Genomic DNA, 26075 nt, shown 5'->3' on the forward strand with positions numbered 1-26075 from the left:
CTCACTGGGGAGCGGCGGTCTTGGTGGTGCCGCCGTGCTTAGTCAGGCGTGGCCGGCAAGTGATCTTCACTGCGCCGGTGGTTAGCGCGGGGTCGGTTGCCTTGTTGGCCCAGACGTAGGCTTCGCCTGGTTGGAGGTCGGCAATTTTCGCCGAGGTCAGTTCGGATAGGGGTTCGTTGGTGCGTTGTATGTGCTTTAGCCAGCTTGGCGAGTTCAGCTTGTGCAGGATGATGTGATCAGACAGCGATATCAGCGACGCTGGCACGGACGGCGGGTCCTGGCTGGCTATTAGCACACTCATGCCTTTGTGTCGCATTTCGCGCACGCTGCCAACGAGTCCGGCAACTAGGTCGGGGCTGTCGATGTACTTGTGGGCCTCGTCGAAGACGACGAGCTTGTTGAACCTTTTTTCGGCGGCCTGGGCATCGGCGAAGATCTCCATTAGCACGACAAAGAGACCCAATGCTTCGTCCTTGCCGATCAATTCGTCGCGAAGGTCGACGATGATCACTCGCCCCGGCTGGACAGCGTCTTGGATCTGTGTGGTGTCGTCGATGTACTCGGACGCGAACTCAAGTCGGTCCAGGGCGAGGCGTTTGAAGTTGGCCTGCATCCGGGAGTTTTCCACCTCGGAGCGGACACGGTTGAGTGTGAGGTTCGTGCGGTTCGCGCGCATGATGCGCCGGACATAACGCAGGTAGCTGGCCTGGTTATCGACGGCGCCCATCAGGAATTCCCAGTGCTTGGCTCGGAGCTCCGATGATCCGAACTTCAGCGGCATGACCCGAACGTTGGGATGCTCGCGCTTACGGGTCTCGACTTGGTCGGCGGGCGCCAGCAGCACGACATCGTCGAGGGCGCGCGGCTCGACGCCGTAGCGTTGACGCAGTACTTCGATCTGGGCCTTGTCGTCGTTGGCCGCCGTCATGCTGGTGAACTCGGGCGCATAGTCCTGAGTATTGCTGTAGTGGAACACGATCGTCGCAAGTGGGTGCGGCAGCTGATTTACAGGCGGTGCCGGCAGCGATGCCATCTCGATTAGCGAGCCGAGGGTGTAGCTTTTCCCGCTACCCTGGACGCCGAATAGGCACATGGTGTGGGTCTCGTTGAGGTCGATAGCGACCGAGCGGCCAGCGACGTCACCGAGCACCCCGTACTGAACGGTGGTCTTGTCTGTGCCTGTAATGATGTCGGGACTAATCGCAGTGTGTGGTTTTTGAGCAACAGCCTCTGGGGCGCGAGCTCGGCCCGGCCGGGAAGTGTCCGAGTTCGCCGCGTTCGATGCCCAGGTGCCGCCTGGCCCAGTATCTTTCCCGGATGCGCTTGGCGGGATCTCCTGGTCTGAAGGGGCATGACTTGGGTCCTCGGTCTGATCGATTTTAGGGGCGCCGCGCTCGCGTTCTGGTCGTAGGAATGCCGCTTCGTTCAGGCGCGGGACGGTTAGCTCGACGGGGTGTTCCTCAGGTGGTTCGTCGCCACGCTCGCGGGCGGCCAGCGCCGGGTCCGTGGGCAGCTGTTCGATGAGTTCGTTGATGAACTGCCGTCCGATGCGGTGGAACTCGATACCGCCCTCTGTCTCTACGCCGGTGTCGGCGCCGGAGAGGTCGAAGATCAGACCGGCGCGGGTGAACTCCAGGCGGAATCCCTCGTCTAGCCGGTCTAGCAGCCAGCGGGCTTCGCGCGCAGCGTGGTCTGTAACGAGCTCGTAGCGGCGGGCGCGGTCGAGATAGAAATGCAGCAGTGCGGCCAGCTCAGCGTTCTTCACAACCCGGTCCGGCCGATCCGGTCGCCGGTAGCGCGGGTCGAAGTGCTCGCCCAGCACCTCGGCGCTGCGGTTGACCTGCTCGGTGATGCGTGCTTTGAGCTTTTGGTAGCTGGTCAGGTCCGGTATGGCTGAGGCGCATTTCACCTCGACAAGGCTGCAGGTGATGGTCCGACGTGGGGCGTCGAGGTCGAACAGAGCGAGATCTGTTCGGTCCAGCCGCACCGCGAGCTCACCTGATTGCTCGCGCGCTTCTCGATATAGCTCCAAGTGCGCGTCCAGCGGGATCAGAAGTTGATTCGACAGCACTCCCTGATAGGCAAGGTAGAGCCGCGCTAGCGCAAGTCCCAGGATCTCGGTGCGCTGGGTTGGGGCAGCGGACGCGATTTTGAAGGCGAGTCTGCCGGAGAGTTGTCGGAGCTGGTCGAAGAAGGTGCCCACGTGGCGAGGGTTAATGTCGACGTCGTGCTGGGTCATGGCGGGCAGCAGCAACGACCGCAGTTCGTCGATGGATCGGGAGCTGACCACGATGTGGTGCCCGAGTGTGCTGGCCTGTGGGGCACTGTGGTCGATAATGTACTCGCTGTGTTTCGCCCCGCTTGGGGTGTCGAACAGTTCCATGCCCATGGTGCGGTCGATGGTGATGACCCAGTCGCTGCTGCGGTGTGCCTGGTGCAGCAGAGTCCGGTCAGCTGGGTCCAGGCTTAGTGTCACGTGGGGGACGAGCTGTTGGTTGGGCCGGCCAGAACTGACGGCCGCTGCCGCGGTCGACATCAGCGTTGGCAGCTCACCCAGGACGTCGCTGAAGTCTTCACTGCCTGCAATTGGGTGGGCACTACCGTGGACCGGGACCTTGCGCCAGGTAATGACTTCGTCGGCGCTGTGGTAGTAGGCACGCATTTCCTGGGCGAGGCCGTGCACCGTGACGTGGTCACGTTCGGCGCCGGGACCGACTTCGACGCGCTCACCGCCGAATGCGTCGAACAGGAACGTGACGTGTACAGCGTGTTCGGTTGCCGCTGAGCGAAATTCTTCCAGCGGCCGGAGCGACACCGATAACTTCGGGGTGAGGCTCACGCTGGGGACCCGGAACGCTTCTACCTCATGCGCGGTGTTCCATTCGCCGTGCAGCAGGTCGATGAGCGCGCCTCCGGCGTCCGGCACGTGTGGGTCCTGGAAGAACAGGCGGATGTCGTAGCGTAGGTCGGCGAACTCGGCTCTGCGTTGCAGGCGTACCAGCATGTCCGCCAACACTTCGGCACGTCCAGGGTTGACCGCAGCGATGGTTAGCGTAGTGACGTAAGGATGGGCACGCAGGTAGCGCTCGACTCGGTTGGCCAGTGCGTACCCGCTGACTGGTGGACGCACGGAACCTTGTGCGCCTTTACCTAGGACGTTGGCCAACGTTCGCAACATGCCTTGAGGATCGGGGCTGTCGGTGGGAGCGAATGCGCCCCAGTACGGGTTGAGCTCGCCCGCCGCCATCAGGAGCCTGCCGTCGGTGCGCGGAACGACCAGGGGAAATCCCAACGGTGCCAGGCCGTCGAGAAGTGCCGATTTCGCCGAGCGGAGGCTCGCGCTGTTGGCGGGCAAGTCGGCGTCGAGCCAGGATTGGCCGAGCCTGGCCCAGGTGACCAGCCACAGCAGCCGTAGCGGGTGGGTGGGTGAAACGATTGCTGCCTCAGATACCTCCCCGGCTTCGGCTGGCAACTCGACGATCAGGGTGTCGATCGCCAGCGCGGCCGCTACGCTGGCCCGGGCTGTGGTGCTGTGGTTGGCGTCGGCCAGGCGTTGCTGGAGAAGAGCCTGGTACGCGCGGGCATAGTCGAGTGCGGCATCGCTGAGCTCGGCGAGGTCACAGCCTTCGACGACAAGATCGTCATCGCCTCTGATCTGGTCGAACACCTCGCGCCGAGCGGTGAGGAAGTCCTGCCAGGCGCTGTCGTCGGTGTACTGGGTGCCTGGCTCGTGCAGCAGCGTCCCACTGGTGGTTAGCCGCCGCGCGCTTGCGGTGTCGGGTTCGGTGAGCAGGGTCCGCTCGATATACGACAGCTGTGCGGCGAGCCGGATGTCGACAGTCGCTTCGCCAGAGAATGTGGCCCGCAGCACGTTTCCTTCCGGCCCGCTCTTCCAGTTCACTGCGGTGCAATTGATGTCGCCAGGTCGTCTGCCGTCGGCGAGCGCGTCAAAGCGCAATCGCAGCTTGGCTTGCGTCAGACCGTCCTCCCGTCGCACACGTGGTTCCGCAGGCTCTTCTGCGTCGCCTTCGGCGACCACGTAGAAGCGTCGACTTTCGTGCGGAGGCATACCGCAGTCGCCACCGTCGTCCATCGGGAATGCGACGCCATCGGCATCGACACCGAGCACACGTATGAAGTGCCAGCCGTCTTCAAGTTGGGCCTTCTTAAGCTTCTTCAGCGTCGCCTTGTACTCGGACTTGGCTTTTGCCCCGACCCTCACCGACGTGACGACACCAGTCGGCCCACCGTCCTCGGAGACCAGCGCGACAGTGAGCCGGGACAGGCCAGAGACCTGACGCGGGTCAGGTGCGACCTGGAAAGTCACCGCAAGCTGGTTCATTCCGCGGGCGCCGATTGGCAGGTATTGCTGCCCGATGATCGTGGCAAGGACAACGTTCTCGTGGTCTTCAGGGTTGTCTCCGGCCCGGGGCAGTGGCAGGTCGCCAACGTCGATGCGCACACGTTCGTGAATGAGGTCATCGGGCAGTGGCCAGTGCTGGAACGCCAGTCCCCAGTTTTCCCGGTCCACGACGATGCGTCGCGTCCACGCCTTTGGGTCTTCCAGACCCACTTGGGCGGCGAACTCGGCCAGGCGCGCGGTGAAGGCGGGGTCGGTCAGACCAAGGTCGATGACCCGGCCCCGTGCTGGGCGAGTAGGTGTCGCTAGGGCCCTGGCGTGCTGCAGGTTGCGTGTGCCGCGCCGCAGGACCTGGGTTGGATCGCTGAACAGGCCAAAGTCCGGGATGAGCCCGAGCTCGAACACTGCCGCACCCGCCGCTGTGGTGTCGTAGTCGTTGAGCTTCAACGTAAGCAGGTACCGCGCACAGGCCGACTCGTCGGCGTGTGGCCACTCGTGGTCGGCGACCAGACCGAGCAGCTCGTCGACCCCTGCACGCAGCGAAGCTGGCAGTTCAGCCCGCAGGTGATCGCAAAGCTCGGTGTAAACATCGCTGAGGTCTACGTCTTCGAAGGTGGCGAGGCCGAAGGAGTCTTCCGCGCTGGCCCGGGTACCGGCCGGCACAAACACTAGCAATGGCGCTCGTGTGTGGCCATCCGCGTGTGAGTTGCGTAATTCGATCAGTTTGGTGCTAGTGACGGTCACGTCGTCGGCGTCGTCTCGCCCTGAGCGCAGCACGTAGATCTGCGCGCTGGCGGCCGAGTGGCGTATCCGGCGGCACAGTCGGATAGCCAGGGACGCGTCGAGGTCGCCGACCCGCATACAGTGGCCGGGTTGGCGCTGCCGCAAAAGGGTCGTTAGCCGGGGTACCAGCAGCTCTTCCAGCTCAGCGTCCAGGTCGTCGCGTCGCAGCTCTCGCAAGCCGGTCGTGCTCATTGGGCTCCCTCGGGCTCGGCCGGGTCTTCCACGGTGTAGCGCGGACGGATGGTCTGTGTCAGGTACGCATCGGACAGGTCGGTGAAGAACCCGATCTCGCGTAGTTTGGTCGCCAGCGCGGTTTCGTTTGACCGCAATGCCGCACGGTCGGCGATACTGGCTGAGCTGAAACCATCTCCGTCAGGCAGTTGGTTGATGTGCAGGCCGTAGCGCTGACGCAGGAGGGTGATGAACTCGTCGACGCGCATCGCCTTGGTGTGAAAGCCCATGGGGCCGCCGGGTCCGAGCAGTGAGACTTGTAGCAGGACCTCAAGCAGTCGCGAGTCCAGGATGAAACGACGATTGCCGCCTCGGGGTTGGGTGATCAATGCGCCGGGCCGGTTTTTCAGCAGCAGCGAGTCCAGGGCATCGACGATGTAGCCGCGATGGAAGGGGCCGCGGTGTGCGGTGATGATTTCCACGTACGTGGTGAAGGTGTCCAACCCCAGTCTGAGGATGGCGCCGATTTCGGGGTCGAGTTCTCCTTTCACGCCACCAGAGTCTTCAACAATGCTTCGGATACGCATGTCGAAGTAGTTGGTGCGGTCGGCCTTGCGGGCACTGCCGAGCAGTTTTAGGGCGTCGGTCACGCTGAACAGACCTGATGGAGGTCGGCGCAGCTTGCCGAGTTTGGCTTGGTTCTCGGCGAACTCGTCGAGCTTCTTGATGGCATAGGCCGAGCGCACGAACTCGGGGATCCGGCCGAACCACACTTCGGCGCTGCGCTCGGCGAGCTCAGCCGCGCGGGTACCGGGCTCACCCGCCACGTCGAGGAACAGGCCTACTGGGTAGCCGCATCCGTGCGCGGCCTGATCCAGGTCGGTGCCGCATTCGCCGCGTACGCACCGGATTCCGGGCCGCTCATACCAGACCAAGTTGGGCAAAAGCTTGACTAGTCTGAGGTGATACAGCGCGAGATGGAACGCGAACAGGGTCTTGAGGTAGTCGACCAGCACCGAACGGGGGATGAACCGCTTGTGGAACAGCAGTCGCAGCACGTCGTCCACGAGCAGATCGGCCGATGCGCGGCACAGCGGCGGATACGGTTTGCGAGGTTTGCTGCTGTCAGGGCGGTCTTCCACTTTGCGCACAGTGGACAGGTGCAGCAGAGCCTGCGTCTCGACATCGATCTCCGCGTCCGCAATGACCGCGTCGGTGTTCGGGTCGATGCCGGCGAAGAAGAAGCTCCGCAGATGCTCTAGGGCCTGTTTGCCTGCGTCTCCTCGCGCGTGGAACAGGGTTTCGTAGAGCTGCTCGTCCGCGCCGTAGGGGCGCGATCGCTTGCTGTTGCGAAACCGGTAGGTAAACCCGTGCAGCGGGCGTGGACCTGCCACAGCCTCGGTAGCCTTGCCGCGGTTGACCATGTCGAGCAGGTGCGTCTTCACCCAGCGCTCTGTGGTTTCGGGGTCGAATCCCGAAAACGACTCAGGGTGTTCGAGGAACTCGTCGACGAAGGGCTGCGCCGTCAGATCGGTGGAGCGGGCCAGCCGGCTGGGTAGACCCCCATGCCACAGGCGAGCCAGGAACGCCGTCAGCACCCGGTCCATGTCCATCTGCTTGAACTCGAGGTAGCTCACACCTGGGTGGCGAAACTCGCGGTCCTTGCGGTCGAACCCCATCACCGCACCTCCGCTGGGTGGTCCATGACAAGCCTGCCGCCCGGTTCTCGGCGCACGCGCCGCAAGTCGCTACCGGTGCTGGTTAACAAAACCTCTTGGTACGGCACGGCGGACAGCGTGTTCTTGAACATCGTCAGGCTCAAGTACCGCCCCTGGTTGTCACTCGTGCCCGGCACGTGTCCTCTGCGCAGCAGATATAGCAAGTCGTATAAATCGATCGTGATGGCGAGTTCTGCTCGCATGCCGCCAGGATCGGCATATTCCAACAGCAGGTGGTCGTGTTCGCCTTCCAGGTAGCGCGATTCGGGAGCGCCCGCCGCCTTAAGCGTGAACCTGTCGCGTTCGAACAATCGGTAGCTGTCGATGGTTCCGTGCGGCACGTGCCGCACCCGCAATGCGACCGCGTCGCCCAGCGCGTCTGGGTTGGTCAGACCTTCGCCTCGATTGATCGCGTCGATGATCTCGCCAAGATGCTCCGGCGCCGATTCTGGTCGGGCCAGCACGTCGAGAAAGGCTCGTGCAGACTGGTACGGCAACAGCGCTGGCCATCGAGTGTCGTCCAGGCATTCGAAGAAGAACCGACGCTTCGCGGCCGTGATGTACGCGCGGTGTGCGGTGAGGTCGGGTTCGCCTCCGCGCGGTAGGTGCTCGAATCGTGCCCTCAGGAGTTCCAGGTCATAGGCGGAGCGTTGGTCAAAGGTCATCGTCGCGCTGCCTGTATCCGGGCCGACATAGTCCAAGCGTCGTTCCAGTGCCGGGTCGGGCGTGCTGCCGACATCCAACGCCCTCAGCTCAGTGAGTAACCGGTCTTGTCCGTGTTCGGGACCGGCCCAGCTGTTGAAGTAGTACCCGTCCAGGATGTCCTGTCCGCGGCCACGTTCGTATAGAGACTTGATGTCGTCGCAGGACCGCCCGGAGGTCAACATGTAGGCCAGCGCAGAACGGAGGTCGCGCAATGTGATGTGTAGCCGGCCACGCAGGTGGACAAGTTGATACAGCGAGCGCAGCCGTTCGGTTACGCGTAGGCCAGCCGTCGGGTCGGCGAAGGTGCGTGCATTGTGCAGTGCGTAGCAGTGCGCGGCGATCTCGCACGAGCTGCAGTCCTGCCAGAGGTCCGTCCTGGTCATTCGCTCGATCATCCGGCTGAAGATCGAACCGGTGCCGTCGGCGTCGGCAAGCACTCCGCGGTTGTTCAGATTCACCACAGCGACATCGCCGTCGGGCGCGTGACCGGCAAGCCCGGCGTTGACGCGCTTACCCAGTGCGGCGAACTGCGCGGCGTGCGTGGTGAGAAAGTCGACAAGGCGACCTTCGTTGATCGCGATGACCCTGCTCTGCCCAGCTGGCCAGTCGGTGGGATCGCCGGCGAACGGGCCGAAAAACTCGGACAGCACAGTGTCGTTCGCGCGCTGGCCTTCGTCCTGACTGCCATCGTGGTTGGTGTGGAACTCGACGCCGCCCAAAGTAAAGCTCGCGCCGTTTTCCCGCACTTGTACTAAGGACGCCTGTTCGTCTCGTGCCCGAGCCAGGAGGTGTTCCAGGAAAGCGGTCTTGCCGTCGCCAGCGTTGCCGGTGATGATTACTAACCGATACCGGCCCGCGAGCACGTCCGGCAACAGCTGCTCATCCAAGGCGGTGGCGACATAGAGATCGGTACCAGTGGGGTCTTTGCCGCGGGTGCCCCGGTTTGTGCTTGTGCTCTGGCTATACAACGTGCGCAGGTAGTCGACGAACGCGTTGGTCGACGTTTCCGCGGGCTCAGCCGGAGCCGGTAGCGGTGTTTCTGGGGGTTCCGGCCAAATGGTGGTGATTGCCGAAAGAGCATCGAGGAACTCGCTGACCGACCGGTAGCGTTGGCTGCGCCGTGGCGCGATCGCCTTCAGTAAGGCATCGGTGAACTGTGGCGCCAACTGCGGCACCCCGGCGAACGTAGACGGGTTGGCCGGTTCTTCCCCGGGCGGCGGTTGCGCCGTGTCCCACGGATAGCCACCGGTAAGTGCTTCGTACAGGCTCAGTGCGAGCGCGTAAGTGTCGCGGTCGGCGAGGTCGGCGGCCGAGGGCTGGGCACTGGTGTCCAGATCGGGCGGCAGGTAGCGGGTGGAGCCGCCCCCGTGACGCAAGGTTGAATCCGAGGTGACCGCAACATTGAAGTCGATGATCTTGCAGCCGTGCTCGCTCCAGAGCAAGTTGCTGGGTTTGATATCGCAATGGAAGACACCGTTCCGGTGGAGGTGGGCGATACCGCGCGCAGCCTCGATACCGAATCGGAGCACGTCTGCCGGCCCCAGCGGACGCTCGCTAGAAAGGAGCGACCCGAGATCCTTGCCATCGACGTACTCGAACTGTAGGTACGGTGTTTCGTTGTCTGGCAGGAAGTTCGCATCCGCGACCTGCACCACATTCTGATGGCGCTCCAGGTTCACCAATACCTTGTACTCGTGCTTCATCCGCTCCAGCACCGAGTCCCGGTCACGCAGGATCAGTTTGAGCACCCAATCGGTATCGGCGATCATGTCGAACACGTGATACGCCGCACCGAAATGCCCCTTGCCAAGCTTGCGTCGGATGGTGAACTTGCGGCTTAGCTCATAGCCCTCCGGCAAGTTGCGCAGGTCCTCTTTGCTCTCCTCGCCGCTACCGCCGGTGCGTGTCGTTGTGGAACGGCTACTCTTGTGCCTCCGGCTGCCGACGATTCGGGTGAACTCGCGCAGCGCATCGGCCGCGCGCGGCCGTTCAGCGGGCTGGCGGGCGCACATCCCGGTGAACAGCTCAGCTAACTTTGGGTCGACACCCGCGTCCGCCAGCGGTGCTGGCGGGAGCACGCTGCCCTGACTGTGCTGCTCTGTCGAGGAGGCGAACGGCAGCTCACCAGTGAGCAGCTGGTACGCCAGAACCCCAGCGGCGTAAACATCGGCGGCGGAGCTGTATTGCGTGGGATCCCGCTGACATTCCGGGGCGCGGTACACAGGATCGACGACCTGCGGAATCTCATGCGCCACTGATTCGTCGCGAGGTGGGCCTGGGCGGGCGTGATCGAATCCAGTCAGCAGCGACCTGCCGTCGTCGGCGATCAGCACGGTCGATGGACTCAGCGCTCGATGGATCACCTTGTTGGAGTGCGCGTGCGCCAATCCGGCAAGGATGTCCCGGATGACCCGCAACTTGGTGTCCGTGCCCAGTGCAAATTCCGGTTCGTTCAAGCACCGCAGTAGCGGTCTGCCGTGCGTATCGTCCAGCTCGAGCACGAACCGCGCCCCGTCTTCCACACTGGTGAAATGCCGGGCGCTGACAATATTCGGATGCGACGGCATTCGGGACAGCGCTACATAAGCGTTGCCGATCCGGCGTTGTTGTGCCGCGCGCTCATCCTCGGGCAGGAACGGATCCGCTCGGTACACCCGTAGCAGCACGGTCCCTGCGCCCTCCGGGGCATCGATGTTGCGCGCCCGGTACTCGGTGACCTCCTCGTCCCCACCGAGGCGTTCGATCGTCTGCCAGGTACCGATGACCGGTGGGCCCTCCGGCAGGCGCACCACACCGTGCAGGGCTTCGACAATAGCCCCACCCAAATCTGCGATGTCGTCGTTGAACCGATCCGGGATCTTGAAGCCCGTATCCATGTAGTCGATGAAGTCATCGAACGTAGCGACGTTGTCCGTGTCTCGTTTCTGCGGGTCGACCAGGTTTGCGTCACGCCCGGTGAGTATCACGAGCGGGGCAATGTAGACCCGGTTGAGTTCTGTTCGGTGACGTTCCAGCACCCCTTTGATGCTGCGCGCGTGCGCCTTCAGCTTCGCTACCGGCGAGTAGAACGGCTGCCTACGCGAGGGATGCCACTTCGGCCCCGCCACCTCAATACGACCCCGTGTGCCCTTGACGTCGGCCACGAACAGCGCACGGCCGGTAACCACCAACACGTCGACCTCGAAGGTCTCATTCCGGCCAGGGATCTCGATGTTGTGTAGCACCAACCAGTGGTCCGGTCCATGATCCCGCAGTCGGGCAAGTACGGCCCGCTCGTCGTCGTTGACCGGAGGACCGCCCCCCAGGATCTGCGCCATTACCGTGCCGCCTCCCGCACCGCCTCGTCCAGCAAGCGCAACGCCTCATCTTCTTTATCATCCGCAAGGTCGCGCTCGCGATAGGCTTGACGAACTTTCTCCGCGATCCGCGCCCGATCCGCAGGGGTGCACAGTGGGACAGGAAGATCCTTGCGAAGGTCTGCATGAATGTCCTGTTGCTTGCCGCCTGTACTCATCGAACGGAAAAGGCGAAAACCAGCCTCCGACCTAAAGAGCGCGAACAGGTATGCGCCTGTCATTTCACTGCACCCCGGAACGACTTGGAGAAAATCCTCCGAGTATGCATAGCGGAGCGACTTGCCGGTTACTAGAATTGGGCGGCAGTAAACCTCGTTCTCACCCAGGGTTCCTCTCGAAGCCACGAGAATCGTCTCGTCAGACTCCATAAGCGCCGTAGCGCCACGGCCAGGCAAAGTCACCCACCGTCCCTGTGGCCGTAACCAAAATCCTTGTCGCTGACCGATCAGCTGGACTCCATGCTCTGGATCGCTATCGACTCGCGTGAACCTGTTGCCACGGCTAAGCGTGCCACCCTCACAGACTTCGCCGAGCGTGCGGTGCGGGACGGAGCGCAGCTTGTCGAGAATCTCCCGGGCACGTGGGCTGAAGTTGAGCGCGCGCAGGGATGTTGCATTCAGCCCGCTGACGCTGAAGCCAAGGTCTCGGGGCCTTTTATGCCATTGAAAGTCCACCAGCTCCGGCAGTCCCGCGCTGGTGAAAAGGTCCGCTGTAGCGTCGACAACTCCGACCTGGTAGGAGGCGCGCAACTGAGCTGCCTCCTGGATGAGATCGTGGATTTGTTCCTCCAGTGCATGGTCGAACCGCGGCACGCCAATATCAGCGATATGATGCGGCTCGATATGTTGCACGATCGCCCCGTAGGCCGAGCCAGTAATTAGTGAGTTCCCGTACCTGCTTGCCAGGAACGCGTATAGGTAACCTGGTTCAACTCGTTCCTTGTCTGGAACAATTTTCATCACGTGCTGAGACGACCAGAAACCTGTCATGTCAGGACGCGCGTACGCCATTCTACCGACGGTTCCAGAGCACGATACCAGCGTCATCCCCTCGCGCACTTCCAGAAATGGCAGACCGTCAGCGACTGTGCGGGCCAGGCGAGGGAGCCAACTGAAGTCAGCCTCCATCATGTCGGTGCTGCCGAGGAACGCAACGCTCTGCTCCGGATCGTCCAGATATACTCGCCGGAACTTGGGTCCGTTGAAGATCCCTCCATTATAACCGGACGTGAGCGAGTGGAGCGGGTCTTTACGTATCGGCAAGCGCTCGAGGAGTTTGCGGGCTTCGAAGGCGCCCGAAAGGTAGGGGTGGGGATCGAGGCGGTAGCCTTGCTCGGCAAGCCAGGCGGAGGTGACGGGGTTGTCGGGGTTGATGAGTTTCACGGCCTCGTCTCCCGGGCACTGCCTGGTTCCGGATTCGTGGCACGGAACTGGTGGTATCGCCTGCCGATCTCGGGGAGGTCATCATCGATGACCTTGATGGTGCGGTGCAGGATGCGCTGCCGTTGCTGTCCGCCAATTCGGAACGTTTCGATCTTGGTTTCGTAGTCGAGCACGATCTCGCCGTCTGGGTGCCGCTTGTAGACGGTATTACCGCGGCGGTCGACGCCGACCTTTTCGGCGACGGCCATGAATACCGGATAGTCCTCCTGAACCCCCATGGTTGCGGCGATCCGTTCCTCGTCGGTCTTCTTCTTCAGGAACAGAAGGGTGGTGAGGATGTTGACGCCAGCCTCGTGGATGAACGCCTCTACCGGCAGTTCTACGCTGGCCAGTACCCAGCAGTTCTGCAGGATCCAGCGCCGAATGGACTCGGCCGACGGCCCTGGGTTGGACAGGATCCCGTTCGGCAGCACGATGCCGATCCGCCCGCCCGGCTTGACCCACTGCACAGCCCGCTGAATAAAAAGCTCCTCTGGCGACATCGCCGTCACGGGGTTGTTGCTCGCAACTGGTAGCCCGGTCTCCTTGCTGCGGGTCCACGACTGCGCCACTCCGTCGCGGTAGCGGTCCAGTACATCCTCGTCGGTGATCTTGATGTCGGAGCCGAAGGGTGGATTGGTCATCAGCACGTCGATGCTGCCGAGCGGGATATCTGCCCGTGCTGGCTCCGCGCCGGGTAGCGTTCCGTCCGGAAAGGCTAACGAGTTCATGTAGTAGACGTTGCCTTGTACTCCGGCGACTGTCATCAGATTGAGGCTGGTGGCGCGCACCAGAAAGGGGTCGAAGTCTGCACCGAAGAGGTTGTTCTGCACAAACTTCTTGAGTCGTTGCCGGTGCTGTTCGCGCTGCTCGTCATGGTCGAGATCGACCGTGGCCTCATCCTCGCGCCACCGCTTCAATAGCGCGGCGAGGGTTTCGCGCAGGAATCCGCCGGTGCCGCAGGCCGGGTCCAACACCCGCTCGTGCTCCTTGGGAGCGAGGATGTCAACCATCAACCTTACCGCCCGCACCGGGGTGAAGTACTGGCCCCGATCGCCACGTAGATTGTTGCCCACCAGTTCCTGATAAGCCGCTCCCTTGGCGTCGATCTCGGTGTCCGCAAGGTTGTACGGGGCGAGCTGCCCTACGATGAACGCGAGGGCCCGGTCAGACAGCGTGATCTCATCCCGCGCGCTGAACAGCGGGTATTTATCTTTAACCTGAGTGAACAGCCGCTCGATCCGCTCGCGAATTCGGCCTCGGCCTTCGTCGGTGAACGGTTCGTCGAAGGCGGCGTAGAACTGGGCGCCGCCGTTGCGGTTGACCTGCTCGTCGTGGATCTTGGCGTACAGCAGGTACATGAACTGCCAGAACGCCGCGTCTTTGGGCAAGCCTTCGTTGCCGTGAATGTAGTTGTGGCACCGGCGAAACGCGGTGCGCAGCATCCCCGGCTCGCCACGGCGCAAACGGGCGTGCGAGGCCACGCTGCGGCTGCCCAACGACTCGCTGCCTTGCGGCCAGTCTGCGCGTGGTTCGAAGGTCGCGCCCCATCGCCCGATCTCCTTGTGCAGGTAGAATAGATCAATCCCGTTGGTCCACAACCCATACTTCAGCTCGGGCGCATCCTCGTCGCCCATCAGCTCTTTGAGCTCGTCGAGTTCCTTGGTCGCCTGCTCGTATGTGCGGATCTTGGTCACCTTGCTCCCGTTTTTCGGTTCGGGCTTGCAGATGACCACCCGCCGCAGGTTGTCCTGGGTGTGTTCATCGGAATCGAAGATCGCGATATCAGCTTTCTTGGTGCGCCTGCGCCCACTGCTTGTGCCCACGACCACAGGAAAATCGCTGGCCATGTGCTCTACCGGGATGCCGTACTCGTGCAGCAACCCTCGTACGATCCGCTGGCGGACCTTCTCCTTCTCGGTCTCCTTGACGGCGTCGCCGGTGATGTAGTCAACGATCTCGTCCTCGCCGAGCGCCTCCAGGATGTCGTCAGCATCAGACTTATCACTGTCTGTAGCCGTAGCCGGTGGTTGGTTGGTGACGAGCTCGTTCATCCGTACATCCCTCGCTGACAGCGTTGACCTGGCAACTCTACTGATGCCCTCCGACAACCTACTGCTGATCAGGTGAAGGGGTGCCAAACACCCGTGTGGCTGGACGAGCTACGAGCACACTCCCCCTCCAGTGCGCCAGCTCGTTCGATCCGTTACGCGGAGGCTTCGCCCAAATGCCAGGTCACCGCAGTGGAGTTGACCCGGTTTGGTGGACACCTGATCTCTTGGGGCACTTGGTCCCGGGACGGAGTCCATCCTGCCGAGCAACTACCCGCATAGGTTCCGCCGGCAGATGGTCGAGCTGGTGCACGCGGGGCGGTCGCCGGAGGACTTGGCTGGTGAGTTCGAGCCCTCGGCGCAGACGATCCGACTGGGTGCGTCAAGACGAGATCGACCGCGGCAGCCGCGATGGGCAGCACGCAGGCACGGCCACCACCGTTTGACCCCATTTCGTGGAAATCAGGTAAGCCAAGATCAACTGCTCCCAAAATGCTCCCACAAAGCAGAAACCCCCCGCCGACGAAGATCGTCAGCAGGGGCTTTGACCTGCGAAAACACTGGTGCGCGATGCTGGGATTGAACCAGCGACCTCTACCGTGTCAAGGTAGCGCTCTCCCACTGAGCTAATCGCGCTCTCCGCGGTTCGACCGCGTGTGCCATGAGCATACCGGAGCGGCTGAGGCGGGCCGGCACCCACCCCCGGCGTAGATCAACAGGTGCTGCCCGGCTTCGGCGCCAGGAACTGCTGGGCCGCCCAGCGGCCCGCGCCGAGGTCGCGGAAACCGGAGGTGACGGTCGGCGTCGCGGTGACCTCCTGGCCCTGCTGGAGGGTGTCGACGCGGCGCTGCGACTCCCCCGGGCCGCTGCGGACGTTGAGCACGTCGGCGGTGACGGTGAACGTGCACGGGTGGGGCCGCTCGGGCGCCCCGGGCGGGTGGTGGTGGCCGGCGAGGTAGAGCGCCCCCGCGGCGGCGGCGCCGACGAATAGCAGGGTGCGGGTGATCGGCAGTCCGAACACGGCGGTCCTCCCGGTGGGACGGGTTCCGGTCGTCCCACCTATAGGAGACCCCGCCGGGGTGCGACAGCCGGAGCACCTGGACGCACGAGGCGGTTCAGCGGCTTGAGTGCCCTCCCGTCACCCGGCCACCACCCCCCCATGGAGGCGCGCCGCGCCACTGCCACACGGCGTCACCCGGCCACCACCCCCCACGGAGGCGCGCCGCGCCACTGCCACACGGCGTCACCCGGCCACCACCCCCCACGGAGGCGCGCCGCGCCACTGCCACACGGCGTCACCCGGCCACCACCCCCACGGAGGCGCGCCGCGCCACTGCCACACGGCGTCACCCGGCCACCACCCCCCATGGAGGCGCGCCGCGCCACTGCCACACGGCGTCACCCGGCCACCACCCCCCACGGAGGCGCGCCGCGCCACTGCCACACGGCGTCACCCGGCCACCACCCGCCTCGAACACGACGACGCCGCCCCCGCGAGGCGGGAGCGGCGTCGGGCTGCGGGGAAGATCAGCGGTTGGCCATCTTCTTCTGCAGGTTCTCGTCCAGGGTCGCCAGGAACTCCTCGGTGGTCTGGTAGCCCTGGTCGCCGCCGACCAGCAGCGCGAGGTCCTTGGTCATCCGGCCGCTCTCGACGGTCTCGATGACGACCTGCTCCAGGGTCTGGGCGAAGCCCACGACGTCCGGGGTGGAGTCCAGCTTGCCCCGGTGCGCCAGACCGCGGGTCCAGGCGAAGATCGACGCGATCGGGTTGGTCGAGGTCGGCTTGCCCTGCTGGTGCTGGCGGTAGTGGCGGGTGACCGTGCCGTGCGCGGCCTCGGCCTCCACCTTGCCGTCCTCGGTCATCAGCACCGAGGTCATCAGGCCCAGCGAGCCGAAGCCCTGCGCGACGGTGTCGGACTGCACGTCACCGTCGTAGTTCTTGCAGGCCCAGACGTAGCCGCCCTCCCACTTCAGGGCGCTGGCGACCATGTCGTCGATCAGCCGGTGCTCGTAGGTTAGACCCTTGGCCTCGAAGTCGGCCTTGAACTCGGCGTCGAAGACCTCCTGGAACACGTCCTTGAACATGCCGTCGTAGGACTTGAGGATCGTGTTCTTGGTGGACATGTACACCGGGTAGCCGCGCTCCAGGCCGTAGCGGAAGGACGCGCGGGCGAACTCCTCGATGGAGCGGCGGTAGTTGTACATGGCCATCGCGACGCCGCCCTGCTCCGGGAACTTGGCGACCTCGAACTCGATCGGCTCGCCGCCGTCCTCGGGCGTGTAGGTGACGGTCACCGTGCCCGGGCCCGGGACCTTGAAGTCGGTGGCCTTGTACTGGTCGCCGTGGGCGTGGCGGCCGATGACGATCGGCTTGGTCCAGCCCGGCACGTACCGCGGGATGTTGGAGATGACGATCGGCTCGCGGAAGATGACACCGCCGAGGATGTTGCGGATGGTCCCGTTGGGGCTCCGCCACATCTTCTTCAGGTCGAACTCCTCCACCCGGGCCTCGTCCGGGGTGATGGTGGCGCACTTCACGCCGACGCCGTGCTTGGCGATGGCGTTGGCGGCGTCGACCGTGACCTGGTCGTCGGTGGCGTCCCGGTGCTGGATGCCGAGGTCGTAGTAGTCGAGGTTGATGTCCAGATACGGGTGGATCAGCTTGTCCTTGATGAAGGACCAGATGATCCGGGTCATCTCGTCGCCGTCGAGCTCGGCTACGGTGCCCTGGACCTTGATCTTGCTCATGTGGCGGGGTGCTCCTCTCGCGAGAATGCAAGCGGTACAAGCGTACTGCTAACGGCCCTGATTGTGCCCGGCGCCCGGGTGGTCCCACCACCCTCGCCGACGCGCGACACGTGGCCGCGATCGTCTTCTAGGCTCGGCCCCGGGACGAGCGATCTTGGGAGGGGCGTCGTGGCGACGGGACCGACACACGCGATCAGCGGGCTGGCCGCCTGGGCGGCCGTGACGGCGTTCGCCGGCACGCACGCGATAGGGCAATTATCCCCGAAGACGTGGGTGGTCGGCGCCACCCTCGCGTCCGGGGCCGCGCTGCTGCCCGACATCGACCACCCCAAGGCCACCGTGGCCAACACCTTCGGCGGCATCTCGCGCGGCGCTTCGGCGGCCATCAGCGGCTTCAGCGGGTTCCTGTACCGGCTCACGCACACCAAGAAGGACGGCAACCGGGCGGGCACGCACCGCGGCTTCACGCACACCCTGGTCTTCGCCGTGCTCGCCGGGCTGATCACCACGGCGATCGTGCAGACCAGCAACGGCACCGCGCTCGGGATCCTGATGTTCTTCTTCGCCGGTCTGGCGGTGCGCGGCATCATGCACACCTGGTCGTCGAGCAAGGACGCCATCCTGATCGCGGCGGCCTCGCTGCTGCTCACCGCGGCCTGCTGGGCGTGGTCCGGTGACCAGCCGACGAACGCGGCGGCGTTCGGGGTCGCGGTGATGATCGGCTGCGTCGCCCACTTCATCGGCGACGCGATCACCGAGCACGGCTGCCCGATGCTGTGGCCGCTGCCGATCGCCGGACGGACCTGGTACGCGGTGGCCCCGCCGAAGTCCATGCGGATGAGCACCGGCGGCAAGTTCGAGATGGCGATCGTCGGTCCCGGCCTCACGCTCGTCGCGACCGCGCTGAGCGCGGTGGTGCTCTACCGGATCGGCGCGGCCCCGTGGCTCGGTGAGCTGAACCTGCCGCCGGACGTGATGTCCTGGATCAACACCGGCTGAAGCGACAAAACGACCATTGCGCCCTCCGAGGTCGATAAGGTGCACGGGTGGCGGCCACCGCGGCGCCGCCCCGAGTGCCCCCGGAGGGAAGTCGTGCGAGTCCCCAAGCAGTTGGCGCCGGTGCTGCTCCTGCTGGTCGGCGCCGCCGCGTGCGGTGGCCTCCAGGAGACCGGGCAGGCCGCGCAGGAGCGGCCCGCCGGAGTCCGCGGAGCGCTGGACGCCGCCGAGGCGTGCCAGCGGGCGATCAACGCCGCCAGCTTCATGCCCAACTTCGCCGACCCGCGGCAGGCCAGGGCGGACGCCCGGACCAGGACGGCCGAACTCGACGACCTCGTCGAGCACACCACCGACCCGGTGCTGCGCGAGAACCTCGCGGATGTGCGCGACTCCGTGGCACGCGTCGCCTCCGGCGAGGTCACCCTGGACAGCAGCGGCGAGTGGACCGCCGCCCAGCTGGACCGGTACCAGCAGGTCACCACCAGGTGCTCCCAACTCGGCCACGACGGGCGCTGACGCCGGGACCGCAGGCGCTGCGGGATGTGTCCGGCGTCACTTAGGCTGGGGCTGCGGAGGTGATTGGGCGATGAAGGCAACCGTGGGTGACAACCTCCACGTGCACAGCAAGCACGTGGACGAGGCCGACCAGATCGGCGAGATCGTGGAAGTGCGCGGGCCGGACGGTGCACCGCCCTACCTGGTCCGCTTCAAGGGCGGCCACGAACGCCTGGTCTTCCCCGGTAGTGACTGCGTGGTCGAGACCCCGCAACCGCGGCAGGGGGACTGACCTCCCCGGCGGGTGGGACCCGCCGCCGGCGCCGAGCACGACGCACCAGTCGTGCTCGGCGCCGCGCTGTCCGGGGCCCGTACACAGTGGACACCCGGCCGACTGGCCGGACCACCCGCGCACGCGCCGTCGATGATCCTTAAGGTGGTCCGCGATGAGGCTCGGCGAGGAGGCGGGTGAAGTGTTGCGAGACGACGGGCGAGCGGAGGCACCGGCCACCGTCTTCGGCGCGGAGGTGTCGGTCCCGCTGCCGTCCGGAGAGGTCCTGACCGAGCAGACGGCGGTCGCGGGCGATCCCGCGCCGCTGTGCTGGATCAGCGACGAACCACCGTCGCCGCAGCTGGTGGCGGCGCTGCGGGCGGAACACCGGACCAGCGGGCTGTGGCCGCTGCTGCTGTGCGACGGCAACGAGGTCTACGGGGAGCGGTGCACGGTCGGCGTGGTGCCGCCGGAACCGCTGGAGCACATCGACCGCTGGCGGCTGGTCGACGTCATGGCCCGGATCTGGGACGGCCTGGTGCAGGCCGACGACGACCTCGGCCCCGCCTACGACCGGGAGGTGCTGGCGCCGTTCGACTACGACTGCCCGGGTCCGGCCCCGGCGGGCAACCTGCTGGCCGACCCGGACATCCTGGCCAACCAGCAGCTCCCCCGGTTCATCGACGACGAGACCCGGCTGGCGCTGGTGCCGGTGCGGCGGGGGGCCGACGTGCTGACGGTGCTCGGCTGGTCGGGCGCGGCCAACCACGTCTCCCGGACGGCCGGGCTGTCGGCGATGGCCCGCAGCTGGGAGGACCGCTTCGGCGCCCGCCTGCTGCGGCTGGGCCCGGACCGCCTGGACCTGAGCGTGTCGGCGCCGCCGCAGGACCCGGACCACGCGGCGGCGGTCGCCGCGGAGCACTGGACGTTCTGCCCGGACCGGATCCTGCAGGAGACCGGCAGCATCGCCGCCTACGCCCAGGAGATCCGCGGCCGCCGCACCTGGTCGTTCTGGTGGGAGTGACCACCCGCGGCCGGTTCACCGGGCCAGGACGTGGCGCAGCCACAGGGCCAGCAACTCCACGAGCAGCACTGCGGCGAAGGTGAGCAGCAGGACCGTGGTGACCACGCCGAACTCCAGGACCCGGGAGGCGTTGAGCAGGTAGTAGCCGATGCCACCGGCGCCGACCAGTCCCAGCAGCGTGGCCGAGCGGATGTTGGTGTCCAGCTGGTAGAGCACGTGCGCGACGAAAGCCGGGGCGGCCTGCGGCAGCGTCGCCGCGCAGAACACCTGGAGGCGGGACGCGCCGGTGGCGCGCAGCGCCTGTTCCCGGCCGCGGTCCACCTCTTCCAGCGAGTCGGCGACGAGCTTGCCGAGCAGCCCCACCGATCCCACTCCCAGCGCGAGCGCGCCGGCGACCGCGCCGAGCCCGGTGATCACCACGAAGATGATCGCCAGCACCAGTTCCGGCACCCCGCGCACCGCCAGCAGCACCCCGCGGAAGAACCGCGCCACTGCGGGCCTCGGTGCGACGTTGGCCGCCGCCAGGGCCCCGAGCGGCAAGGACAGCACGGCACCGAGCAGCGTCGCGGCGAGCGCGATGCGGACGGTGACGAGCAGTTCGCCGAGCAGCTCCGGCAGGATCCCGCCGGTCTCCGGCGGCCAGAACAGCGCCAGCGTCGGACCGGTGTCCCGGGCGGCCCGCACGAGCTGGCCGACCGAGACGTCCGCGCCCCAGAACGACACGACGACCACCGCGCCGGTGAGCAGCCAGTACCCGGTGCGGCGCAACCGCGCGACCGTCCACGGTGGACTGATGCGCGCCCCGGCGGACCGCCGCGGGGCGCCCGCGCCGAGCAGCGCGCGGCGGATCGCGCCGGAGACCACCTCCACCACCACGCACAGCGCGAACACGACCGAGGCCAGCGCGATGCCGCGCCGGTAGTCCAGGGTGCGCAGCGCGTCGGCGATCGCCTGGCCGAGCCCGCCCACCCCGACGAACCCCAGCACCACCGACACCCGCAGGTTGATGTCCAGGCGGTGCAGCGAGGTCGCCACGAACGATGGCAGCACCTGGGGCAGCACCCCGCTGACGAGCTCCTGCAGGCGGCTGCCACCCGCCGCCCGGATCGCCGTGCGCGGGCCGGGATCGACCTGTTCGACGGCGTCGGCGTAGAGCTTGCCGACCATGCCCACGGAGTGCAGCCCCATCGCCAGCACACCGGTGAGCCCGCCGAAGCCGAACATCCGGAAGAACACGATCGCCAGCACGACGTCCGGCACCGCCCGGGCCACCACGATCAACGCCCGCGCCGCGACCCGGCTCGTCGCGCCCAGCGCGGTGCCGCGCGCGGCGAGCACCGCGATCGGGGCGCTGACCAGCGAGGCGAACAGCGTCGCGCAGACCACGATCGCCAGCGTCTGCCCGCACAGCGCCAGCAGTTCGCCCACCGGCGGGAAGTCCAGCGGCAGCGTGCGGGACGCGAAGTCGACCGCGTTGCCCGCACCGTCCACAATGGTCGCCACGTTGAGCCGCAGGTCGACGAACGCCCACGTGGCCGCGGCCAGCAGGGCGAGCACCGCGAGCCAGGCCGCGGCTCCGCCGGGGGTGGGGCGGGCCAGGGTTCGCCGGGCGGGAGCGGTTCGCGGCCGCGCGAAGTCCACCGCGGTCATCGCGCCTCACCCGCCGCGGCGACCTGGCCGTAGATGGACATCGCAGCGTCCCGGCTCAGCCCGTCGACCGGGGTGTCCAGCACGACCGCGCCGGAGCGCAGGCCGACGACCCGGTGCCCCCAGCTCAACGCCAGGTCGACCTGGTGCAGGCTGCACAGCACGGTCAGCCCGTCCTGCCGGGCGACCTCCGAGATCAGGTCCATCACCTGCGCCGCCGAGTCCGGGTCCAGCGACGCCACCGGCTCGTCGGCCAGCAGGATCTCCGGGCGCTGCACCAGGGCGCGGGCCACCGCGACCCGCTGCTGCTGGCCGCCGGACAGCGTGTCCGCGCGCTGCAACGCGCGGTCGGCGAGGCCGACCCGGTCGAGCTGGTCGAGCGCGGCGTGCCGGACGCGCTTGGGGTAGCTGGGCAGCCCGAGGCGCGGGCCGCGCAGCTCGGCGAGCGCACCGGTGCACACGTTCTCCAGCACGGTCAGCGAGGCGATGAGGTGGAACTGCTGGAAGACGAAGCCGACCCGGCTGCGCAGCTCGCGCAGCTCGGCACCCCGCAGTCCTCCGACGTCGCGGTCCAGCACCCGCACGGTCCCCGACGTCGGCCGGTGCAGGCCGTCCACGTGCCGCAGCAGCGTGGACTTGCCCGATCCGGACAGGCCCAGCAGCACCGCGACCTGCCCGGCCGGGACGTCGAGGCTGACGTCGGACAGCGCCCGCACGTCGCCGAATTCCTTGGTCACCGCGTCGAAACTGATCACTGGCACTGCCGATCCCCGGTCACGTCGCAGACTCGTCGCACCCCGTCGTAGAAGGCGTCGTCGACGGGGGCGAACCCGTAGCCGCCGACGTCGCCGATGCGGCACTCACCCGTGCAGAAGCCGTGCGAGCGCAGGTACTCGCTGTTGGCCTTGTCCCGCAGCGCCGCGGAGATCTTCTGCCGCAACGCCGGGTCGAGGTCGTCGGACACCGCCGCCGGGTCGCCGGGGATGACCTCCGAGCGCCACAGGACGTTCAACTGCCCCGGCCGGAGTTGCCCGGAGTCGACCAGCTGCCGGTCGACCATCGTGTCGTAGGCGAACCCGGCGTCGCAGTCGCCCTTCGCGACGGCCAGCGCCGCGGCGTCGTGGCCCCCGGCGAACACCGGGTGGATGCCGGTGTCCGGGTTGACCCCGGCGCTCAGCAGCGCGGCCTTCGGGTAGAGGTAGCCGGACGTCGACGTGGGGTCGACGAAGCACACCTTCTTGCCGCGGAAGTCCGCCAGCGACCGGATCCCGCTGTCCGGTCGGGTGATCGCGTACGACTGGTAGCCCGGTTTGCCGCCGCGCTGCTCGACCTGCCCGGCCACGGCGCTCGCGCGGACCCCCTTCTTGCGGGCCAGGACGTAGGAGAACGGCCCGTACTTGGCGATGTCGATCTTGCCCGCACGCTGGCCCTCGATGATGGCGGCGTAGTCGGTGGCCTTCTGGAAGACGACCTTCCTGCCGGTCTCCTTCGCCAGCATGTCCAGCACCGGCTGGAAGTCCTGCTGCAGCGTTCCCGACTCCTCGGAGGGGACCGCGGCGAAGACGAGTTCGTCCGATCGCTGCTGCGCGGCGCTCGGGCCGCACCCCGACAGCAGTGCCAGCGCCGCGATTCCGGCGAGCACCGAGTGGATCCGCTTCACCGTCGACCACCTCCCAGCAGGTCCGGAAGTTCCCGGACGGATTCGAGGACGTGCGTGGCACCGGCCGCGGCGAGTTCGTCGCGGCCGTGCGCCCCGGTCAGCACCCCGGCCACCACGGACGCTCCGGCGCGCAGCCCGGCCCGCACGTCGGATGTGGTGTCGCCGACGACCGCGACCTGGCGCACGTCGTCGATGCCGAGCCGCAGCAGCGCGGTCAGCACCATGTCGGGGTGGGGTCGGCCGCGGCCGGCCTGCGCCGGGGTCAACGCCAGGTCGGCGAGGTCCTGCCAGCCCAGGATGTCGAGGATCTGCCGCTGGGTGAGTTCGGAGAAGCCGGTGGTGAGCGCGACCCGCACGCCGCTCGCGCGCAACCGGCGGATCGTCTCGGCGGCGCCGTCGATCTCGCGGCAGTCGCCGACGTGCTCGGCGTAGGCCCGCTCGAAGGCGGCGTTCGCGCGCCGAGCGCGCTCCTCGTCGCCGAGCAGCGCGCGGAAGACGTCGATCTTCGACTCGCCCATGGTGCGGCGCACGTGGTCGAGCATGTCGTCGGTGGCGGTGGCGCCCACGTCCCGGACGGCCGCGACGAACGCCCGCTGAACCAGGCCGTCGTCGGCGACCGTGGTGCCCGCCATGTCCAGCACTGCCAACCCGATCATCCCCGCACCTCCCGGAAGGTGTCCTCGGCGATGGCGGGCGAGCAGGTCATCCCGCGACCGCCCGGTCCCGTCACCAGCCACACGCCGGACAGCACCTGCTCGCGGTGCACGACCACCTCCGGATCGCGGGTCTGCGCGTATACCCCGGCCCAGCGGCGGCTGATCCGCGGCAGCGGGCGGCCGAGCAGCTCGGCGGCGCGGGTCGCGAGGTGGTCGTAGGGGTCCTCGCGGACGTCGAAGGGGAACGGCTCGGCGTAGTCGTGGGTGTCGCCGATCGTGAGCCCGCCGTCGCGGCGCTGCACCACGAGCAGCTGCATGCCGTTGTCGGCCGCCACCGGCGGCTGCGGCTCGGCATCGCCGAGCGCGTCCAGCGCGGCGCTCCGGTACGCCGGGTAGTAGCGCATGCTGTCGCCGTCGGCGACGGAGGTGGGCAGCGGCTCGTCGAGCGGTTCGGTCTGCATCATCTGGAGCCGCACGCGGCGCACCGGGAGTTCGGGGCGCAGTTCGCGCACCAGGCCGCCGAGCGCCGCACCGGTGCACAGCACGACGAGATCGGCCGCGTACCGCTGCCCGGCGTCGTCGCGCGCCCACCCCGGTCCGACCTCGCGGATCTCGCGGCCCGGCGACCACGTGTAGCGGCCGGTCGCGGCCAGGTGCGCGCGCAGCGCGGGTTGGGCCGTCCGGGGCTCGACGGCGGCGTCCTGCTCGCACCACAGCGCGCCGAGCAGGTCACCGCGCAACGCGGGGTTCAGCGCGCGGACCTCGGCCGGGCCGAGCAGTTCCGCGCCGCGCTCGGCCGCGTCGGCGCGACCCGCGAAGTCCTCGGCCGCGGCGAGTTCACCCGCGGTGCGGACCACGGTGAGCGATCCGTTCGCCCGGAACCCGAGGTCCGGGACGTCCGCGGCGATGCGCTCCCACGCGCGCCGCGCCCGCATGGCCAGCTCCAGTTCGGGGCCGGGTCGCCGACCGCTGACCCACACCAGTCCGAAGTTGCGGACCGAGGCGCCCCGCGCCTCCGGCTCCCGCTCCACCTGCACGACTTCATGCCCCAGTTCGAGGGCCCGCAGCGCGTGCATGGTTCCCAGCACGCCGCCGCCGACGATCAGTGTTCGCACACCGCAGACCCTCACGTTCCCGGGTGAGCCGCGGATGCCGCGCATCCGAACCGCGGGTGAACACGATCAAAAGGACTAGAACAGTTACCTTTTCGTGATCTGATCACGTCCCCGGGGCCGGGATCAGCTGTGCAGGTGGGTGACGAAGGTGAAGCGGTCGCCGCGGAACAGGGAGCGGACGCGCTCGACCGGCTCGCCATCGGGCGTCCAGGTGAGCCGGTGCAGCAGGATCATCGGCGTCGCCGGGTTCGTGCCGATCAGCAGCGCTTCCCGCGGGGTCGCCAGCACCGTCTCGATGCGCTCCTCCGCCTCCCCGAACCGCACGTCGAGCTCCTCGTGCAGGAAGGCGTACAGCGAGCCGGCCGGGTCGAAGTCGTCGAGCAGCCGTGGGAACCGGGCCTTCGACAGGTAACTGGACTCCAGGCCGACCCGTTCGCCGTCGGCCTGGAGCACCCGCTCCAGGTGCACCACGTCCTCGCCCGGCTCCAGCCGCAGATCGGCGGCGAGCCGCGCATCGGCGGGCCGCGTCTCGACGGTCACGACGATGCGCCCGGGTTCCCGGCCCTGCGCCCGCACGCCCTCGGTGTAGCTGGTCAGCGCCAACGGCTGGAGCAGCTTCGGCGGCGCCACGACCGTCCTGCTGCCGTGGCGGCGGATCAACCGGCCTTCCAGCACCAGCTCGGTGACGGCCTGCCGCAGCGTCACCCGGGACACCCCGCACCGCTCGGCGAGCTCCCGCTCGGACGGCAGCGGCGCGCCCTCCCCGAGCTCGTCGAGCAGCGCCAGCAGCTCGATCTTGGCCGCGTAGTACCGCGGAATCCTGCCGTGCTCGGGAATTCCCGCGCGGACCGGCTGGTCCGCCCGGTGCTGACCGGGATCGATGCGCACGTCGGGCAGC

17 protein-coding genes and 1 tRNA gene are annotated in these 26075 nt (G+C 66.9%); 4 read left to right on the plus strand and 14 right to left on the minus strand.

Annotated features, from left to right (window positions below; all coding sequences use genetic code 11):
- Position 1: 1 nt before the first annotated feature.
- The 8 genes from mads8 to NV263_RS27475 form a co-directional block, all read right to left on the minus strand.
- Complete coding sequence (gene mads8 / locus NV263_RS27440; protein ID WP_263249605.1) at positions 2-5335, minus strand: methylation-associated defense system ATP-binding protein MAD8; 5334 nt, start codon at positions 5333-5335, stop codon at positions 2-4.
- Positions 5332-6993, minus strand: a complete 1662-nt coding sequence (gene mads7, locus NV263_RS27445; protein WP_450104040.1) for a methylation-associated defense system protein MAD7 — start codon at positions 6991-6993, stop codon at positions 5332-5334. Before mads7 ends, mads8 begins: the two co-directional genes overlap by 4 nt.
- Positions 6993-11054, minus strand: coding sequence for a methylation-associated defense system protein kinase MAD6 (gene mads6, locus NV263_RS27450; RefSeq protein ID WP_263249607.1), 4062 nt, complete (start codon positions 11052-11054; stop codon positions 6993-6995). The genes mads7 and mads6 overlap by 1 nt, the downstream gene beginning before the upstream one ends.
- Positions 11054-12475: a methylation-associated defense system restriction endonuclease subunit S MAD5 gene (mads5, locus tag NV263_RS27455; RefSeq protein WP_263249608.1), complete on the minus strand. Its 1422-nt coding sequence runs from the start codon at positions 12473-12475 to the stop codon at positions 11054-11056. The genes mads6 and mads5 overlap by 1 nt, the downstream gene beginning before the upstream one ends.
- Complete coding sequence (mads2, locus tag NV263_RS27460) at positions 12472-14568, minus strand: methylation-associated defense system DNA methyltransferase MAD2 (RefSeq protein WP_263249610.1); 2097 nt, start codon at positions 14566-14568, stop codon at positions 12472-12474. Before mads2 ends, mads5 begins: the two co-directional genes overlap by 4 nt.
- 558 nt (positions 14569-15126) lie before the next feature.
- A tRNA-Val gene (locus tag NV263_RS27465) sits at positions 15127-15201 on the minus strand.
- A gap of 76 nt (positions 15202-15277) precedes the next feature.
- On the minus strand, positions 15278-15586 hold the full coding sequence (locus NV263_RS27470; protein WP_263249611.1) for an SH3 domain-containing protein: 309 nt from the start codon (positions 15584-15586) through the stop codon (positions 15278-15280).
- 506 nt (positions 15587-16092) lie between these two features.
- Positions 16093-17313 carry an NADP-dependent isocitrate dehydrogenase gene (locus NV263_RS27475; RefSeq protein ID WP_263249613.1) on the minus strand — a complete coding sequence of 407 codons (1221 nt, stop codon included), beginning with the start codon at positions 17311-17313 and terminating at the stop codon, positions 16093-16095.
- Positions 17314-17481: 168 nt separating this feature from the next.
- Between NV263_RS27475 and NV263_RS27480 the strand changes: the two genes are divergently transcribed.
- The 4 genes from NV263_RS27480 to NV263_RS27495 all read left to right on the plus strand — a co-directional run bounded on the left by NV263_RS27480 (position 17482) and on the right by NV263_RS27495 (position 20099).
- Positions 17482-18312 (plus strand): metal-dependent hydrolase, encoded by an 831-nt coding sequence (locus tag NV263_RS27480; protein WP_263249614.1) that lies wholly within the window; start codon positions 17482-17484, stop codon positions 18310-18312.
- Positions 18313-18405: 93 nt separating this feature from the next.
- A complete protein-coding gene (locus NV263_RS27485; RefSeq protein ID WP_263249615.1) occupies positions 18406-18825 on the plus strand; it encodes a hypothetical protein in 420 nt (139 codons plus the stop codon).
- 70 nt (positions 18826-18895) lie between these two features.
- On the plus strand, positions 18896-19096 hold the full coding sequence (locus NV263_RS27490; RefSeq protein WP_263249616.1) for a DUF1918 domain-containing protein: 201 nt from the start codon (positions 18896-18898) through the stop codon (positions 19094-19096).
- A 181-nt stretch (positions 19097-19277) separates the two neighbouring features.
- Positions 19278-20099, plus strand: coding sequence for a DUF4253 domain-containing protein (locus NV263_RS27495; protein WP_263249617.1), 822 nt, complete (start codon positions 19278-19280; stop codon positions 20097-20099).
- Between the two features lie 15 nt (positions 20100-20114).
- On the opposite strand, the gene phnE is transcribed toward NV263_RS27495, so the two are convergent.
- The 6 genes from phnE to NV263_RS27525 form a co-directional block, all read right to left on the minus strand.
- A complete protein-coding gene (gene phnE, locus NV263_RS27500) occupies positions 20115-21749 on the minus strand; it encodes a phosphonate ABC transporter, permease protein PhnE (RefSeq protein ID WP_263249618.1) in 1635 nt (544 codons plus the stop codon).
- Positions 21746-22507, minus strand: coding sequence for a phosphonate ABC transporter ATP-binding protein (gene phnC / locus NV263_RS27505; RefSeq protein ID WP_263249620.1), 762 nt, complete (start codon positions 22505-22507; stop codon positions 21746-21748). The genes phnE and phnC overlap by 4 nt, the downstream gene beginning before the upstream one ends.
- Positions 22498-23406 (minus strand): phosphate/phosphite/phosphonate ABC transporter substrate-binding protein, encoded by a 909-nt coding sequence (locus NV263_RS27510; RefSeq protein WP_263249621.1) that lies wholly within the window; start codon positions 23404-23406, stop codon positions 22498-22500. The genes phnC and NV263_RS27510 overlap by 10 nt, the downstream gene beginning before the upstream one ends.
- The gene (locus NV263_RS27515; RefSeq protein ID WP_263249622.1) at positions 23403-24062 is read right to left on the minus strand and encodes a phosphonatase-like hydrolase; all 660 of its coding nucleotides are present in this window, start codon (positions 24060-24062) and stop codon (positions 23403-23405) included. Before NV263_RS27515 ends, NV263_RS27510 begins: the two co-directional genes overlap by 4 nt.
- Complete coding sequence (locus tag NV263_RS27520) at positions 24059-25177, minus strand: TIGR03364 family FAD-dependent oxidoreductase (protein ID WP_263249623.1); 1119 nt, start codon at positions 25175-25177, stop codon at positions 24059-24061. Before NV263_RS27520 ends, NV263_RS27515 begins: the two co-directional genes overlap by 4 nt.
- Positions 25178-25300: 123 nt before the next feature.
- On the minus strand, positions 25301-26065 hold the full coding sequence (locus tag NV263_RS27525; RefSeq protein ID WP_263249624.1) for a GntR family transcriptional regulator: 765 nt from the start codon (positions 26063-26065) through the stop codon (positions 25301-25303).
- Positions 26066-26075: the final 10 nt, after the last annotated feature.

The organism is Saccharopolyspora rosea, from assembly GCF_025643595.1.
Classification (GTDB): Bacteria; Actinomycetota; Actinomycetes; order Mycobacteriales; family Pseudonocardiaceae; genus Saccharopolyspora; species Saccharopolyspora rosea.

Excerpts from the sequence above, each read along its gene's own strand:
- mads7 (WP_450104040.1), bottom strand. The coding sequence starts at position 6,993 with ATGGGGTTCGACCGCAAGGACCGCGAGTTTCGCCACCCAGGTGTGAGC.
- phnE (WP_263249618.1), bottom strand. The coding sequence starts at position 21,749 with ATGACCGCGGTGGACTTCGCGCGGCCGCGAACCGCTCCCGCCCGGCGA.
- NV263_RS27490 (WP_263249616.1), top strand. The coding sequence starts at position 18,896 with ATGAAGGCAACCGTGGGTGACAACCTCCACGTGCACAGCAAGCACGTG.
- NV263_RS27475 (WP_263249613.1), bottom strand. The coding sequence starts at position 17,313 with ATGAGCAAGATCAAGGTCCAGGGCACCGTAGCCGAGCTCGACGGCGAC.
- mads6 (WP_263249607.1), bottom strand. The coding sequence starts at position 11,054 with ATGGCGCAGATCCTGGGGGGCGGTCCTCCGGTCAACGACGACGAGCGG.
- mads8 (WP_263249605.1), bottom strand. The coding sequence starts at position 5,335 with ATGAGCACGACCGGCTTGCGAGAGCTGCGACGCGACGACCTGGACGCT.
- mads2 (WP_263249610.1), bottom strand. The coding sequence starts at position 14,568 with ATGAACGAGCTCGTCACCAACCAACCACCGGCTACGGCTACAGACAGT.
- NV263_RS27515 (WP_263249622.1), bottom strand. The coding sequence starts at position 24,062 with ATGATCGGGTTGGCAGTGCTGGACATGGCGGGCACCACGGTCGCCGAC.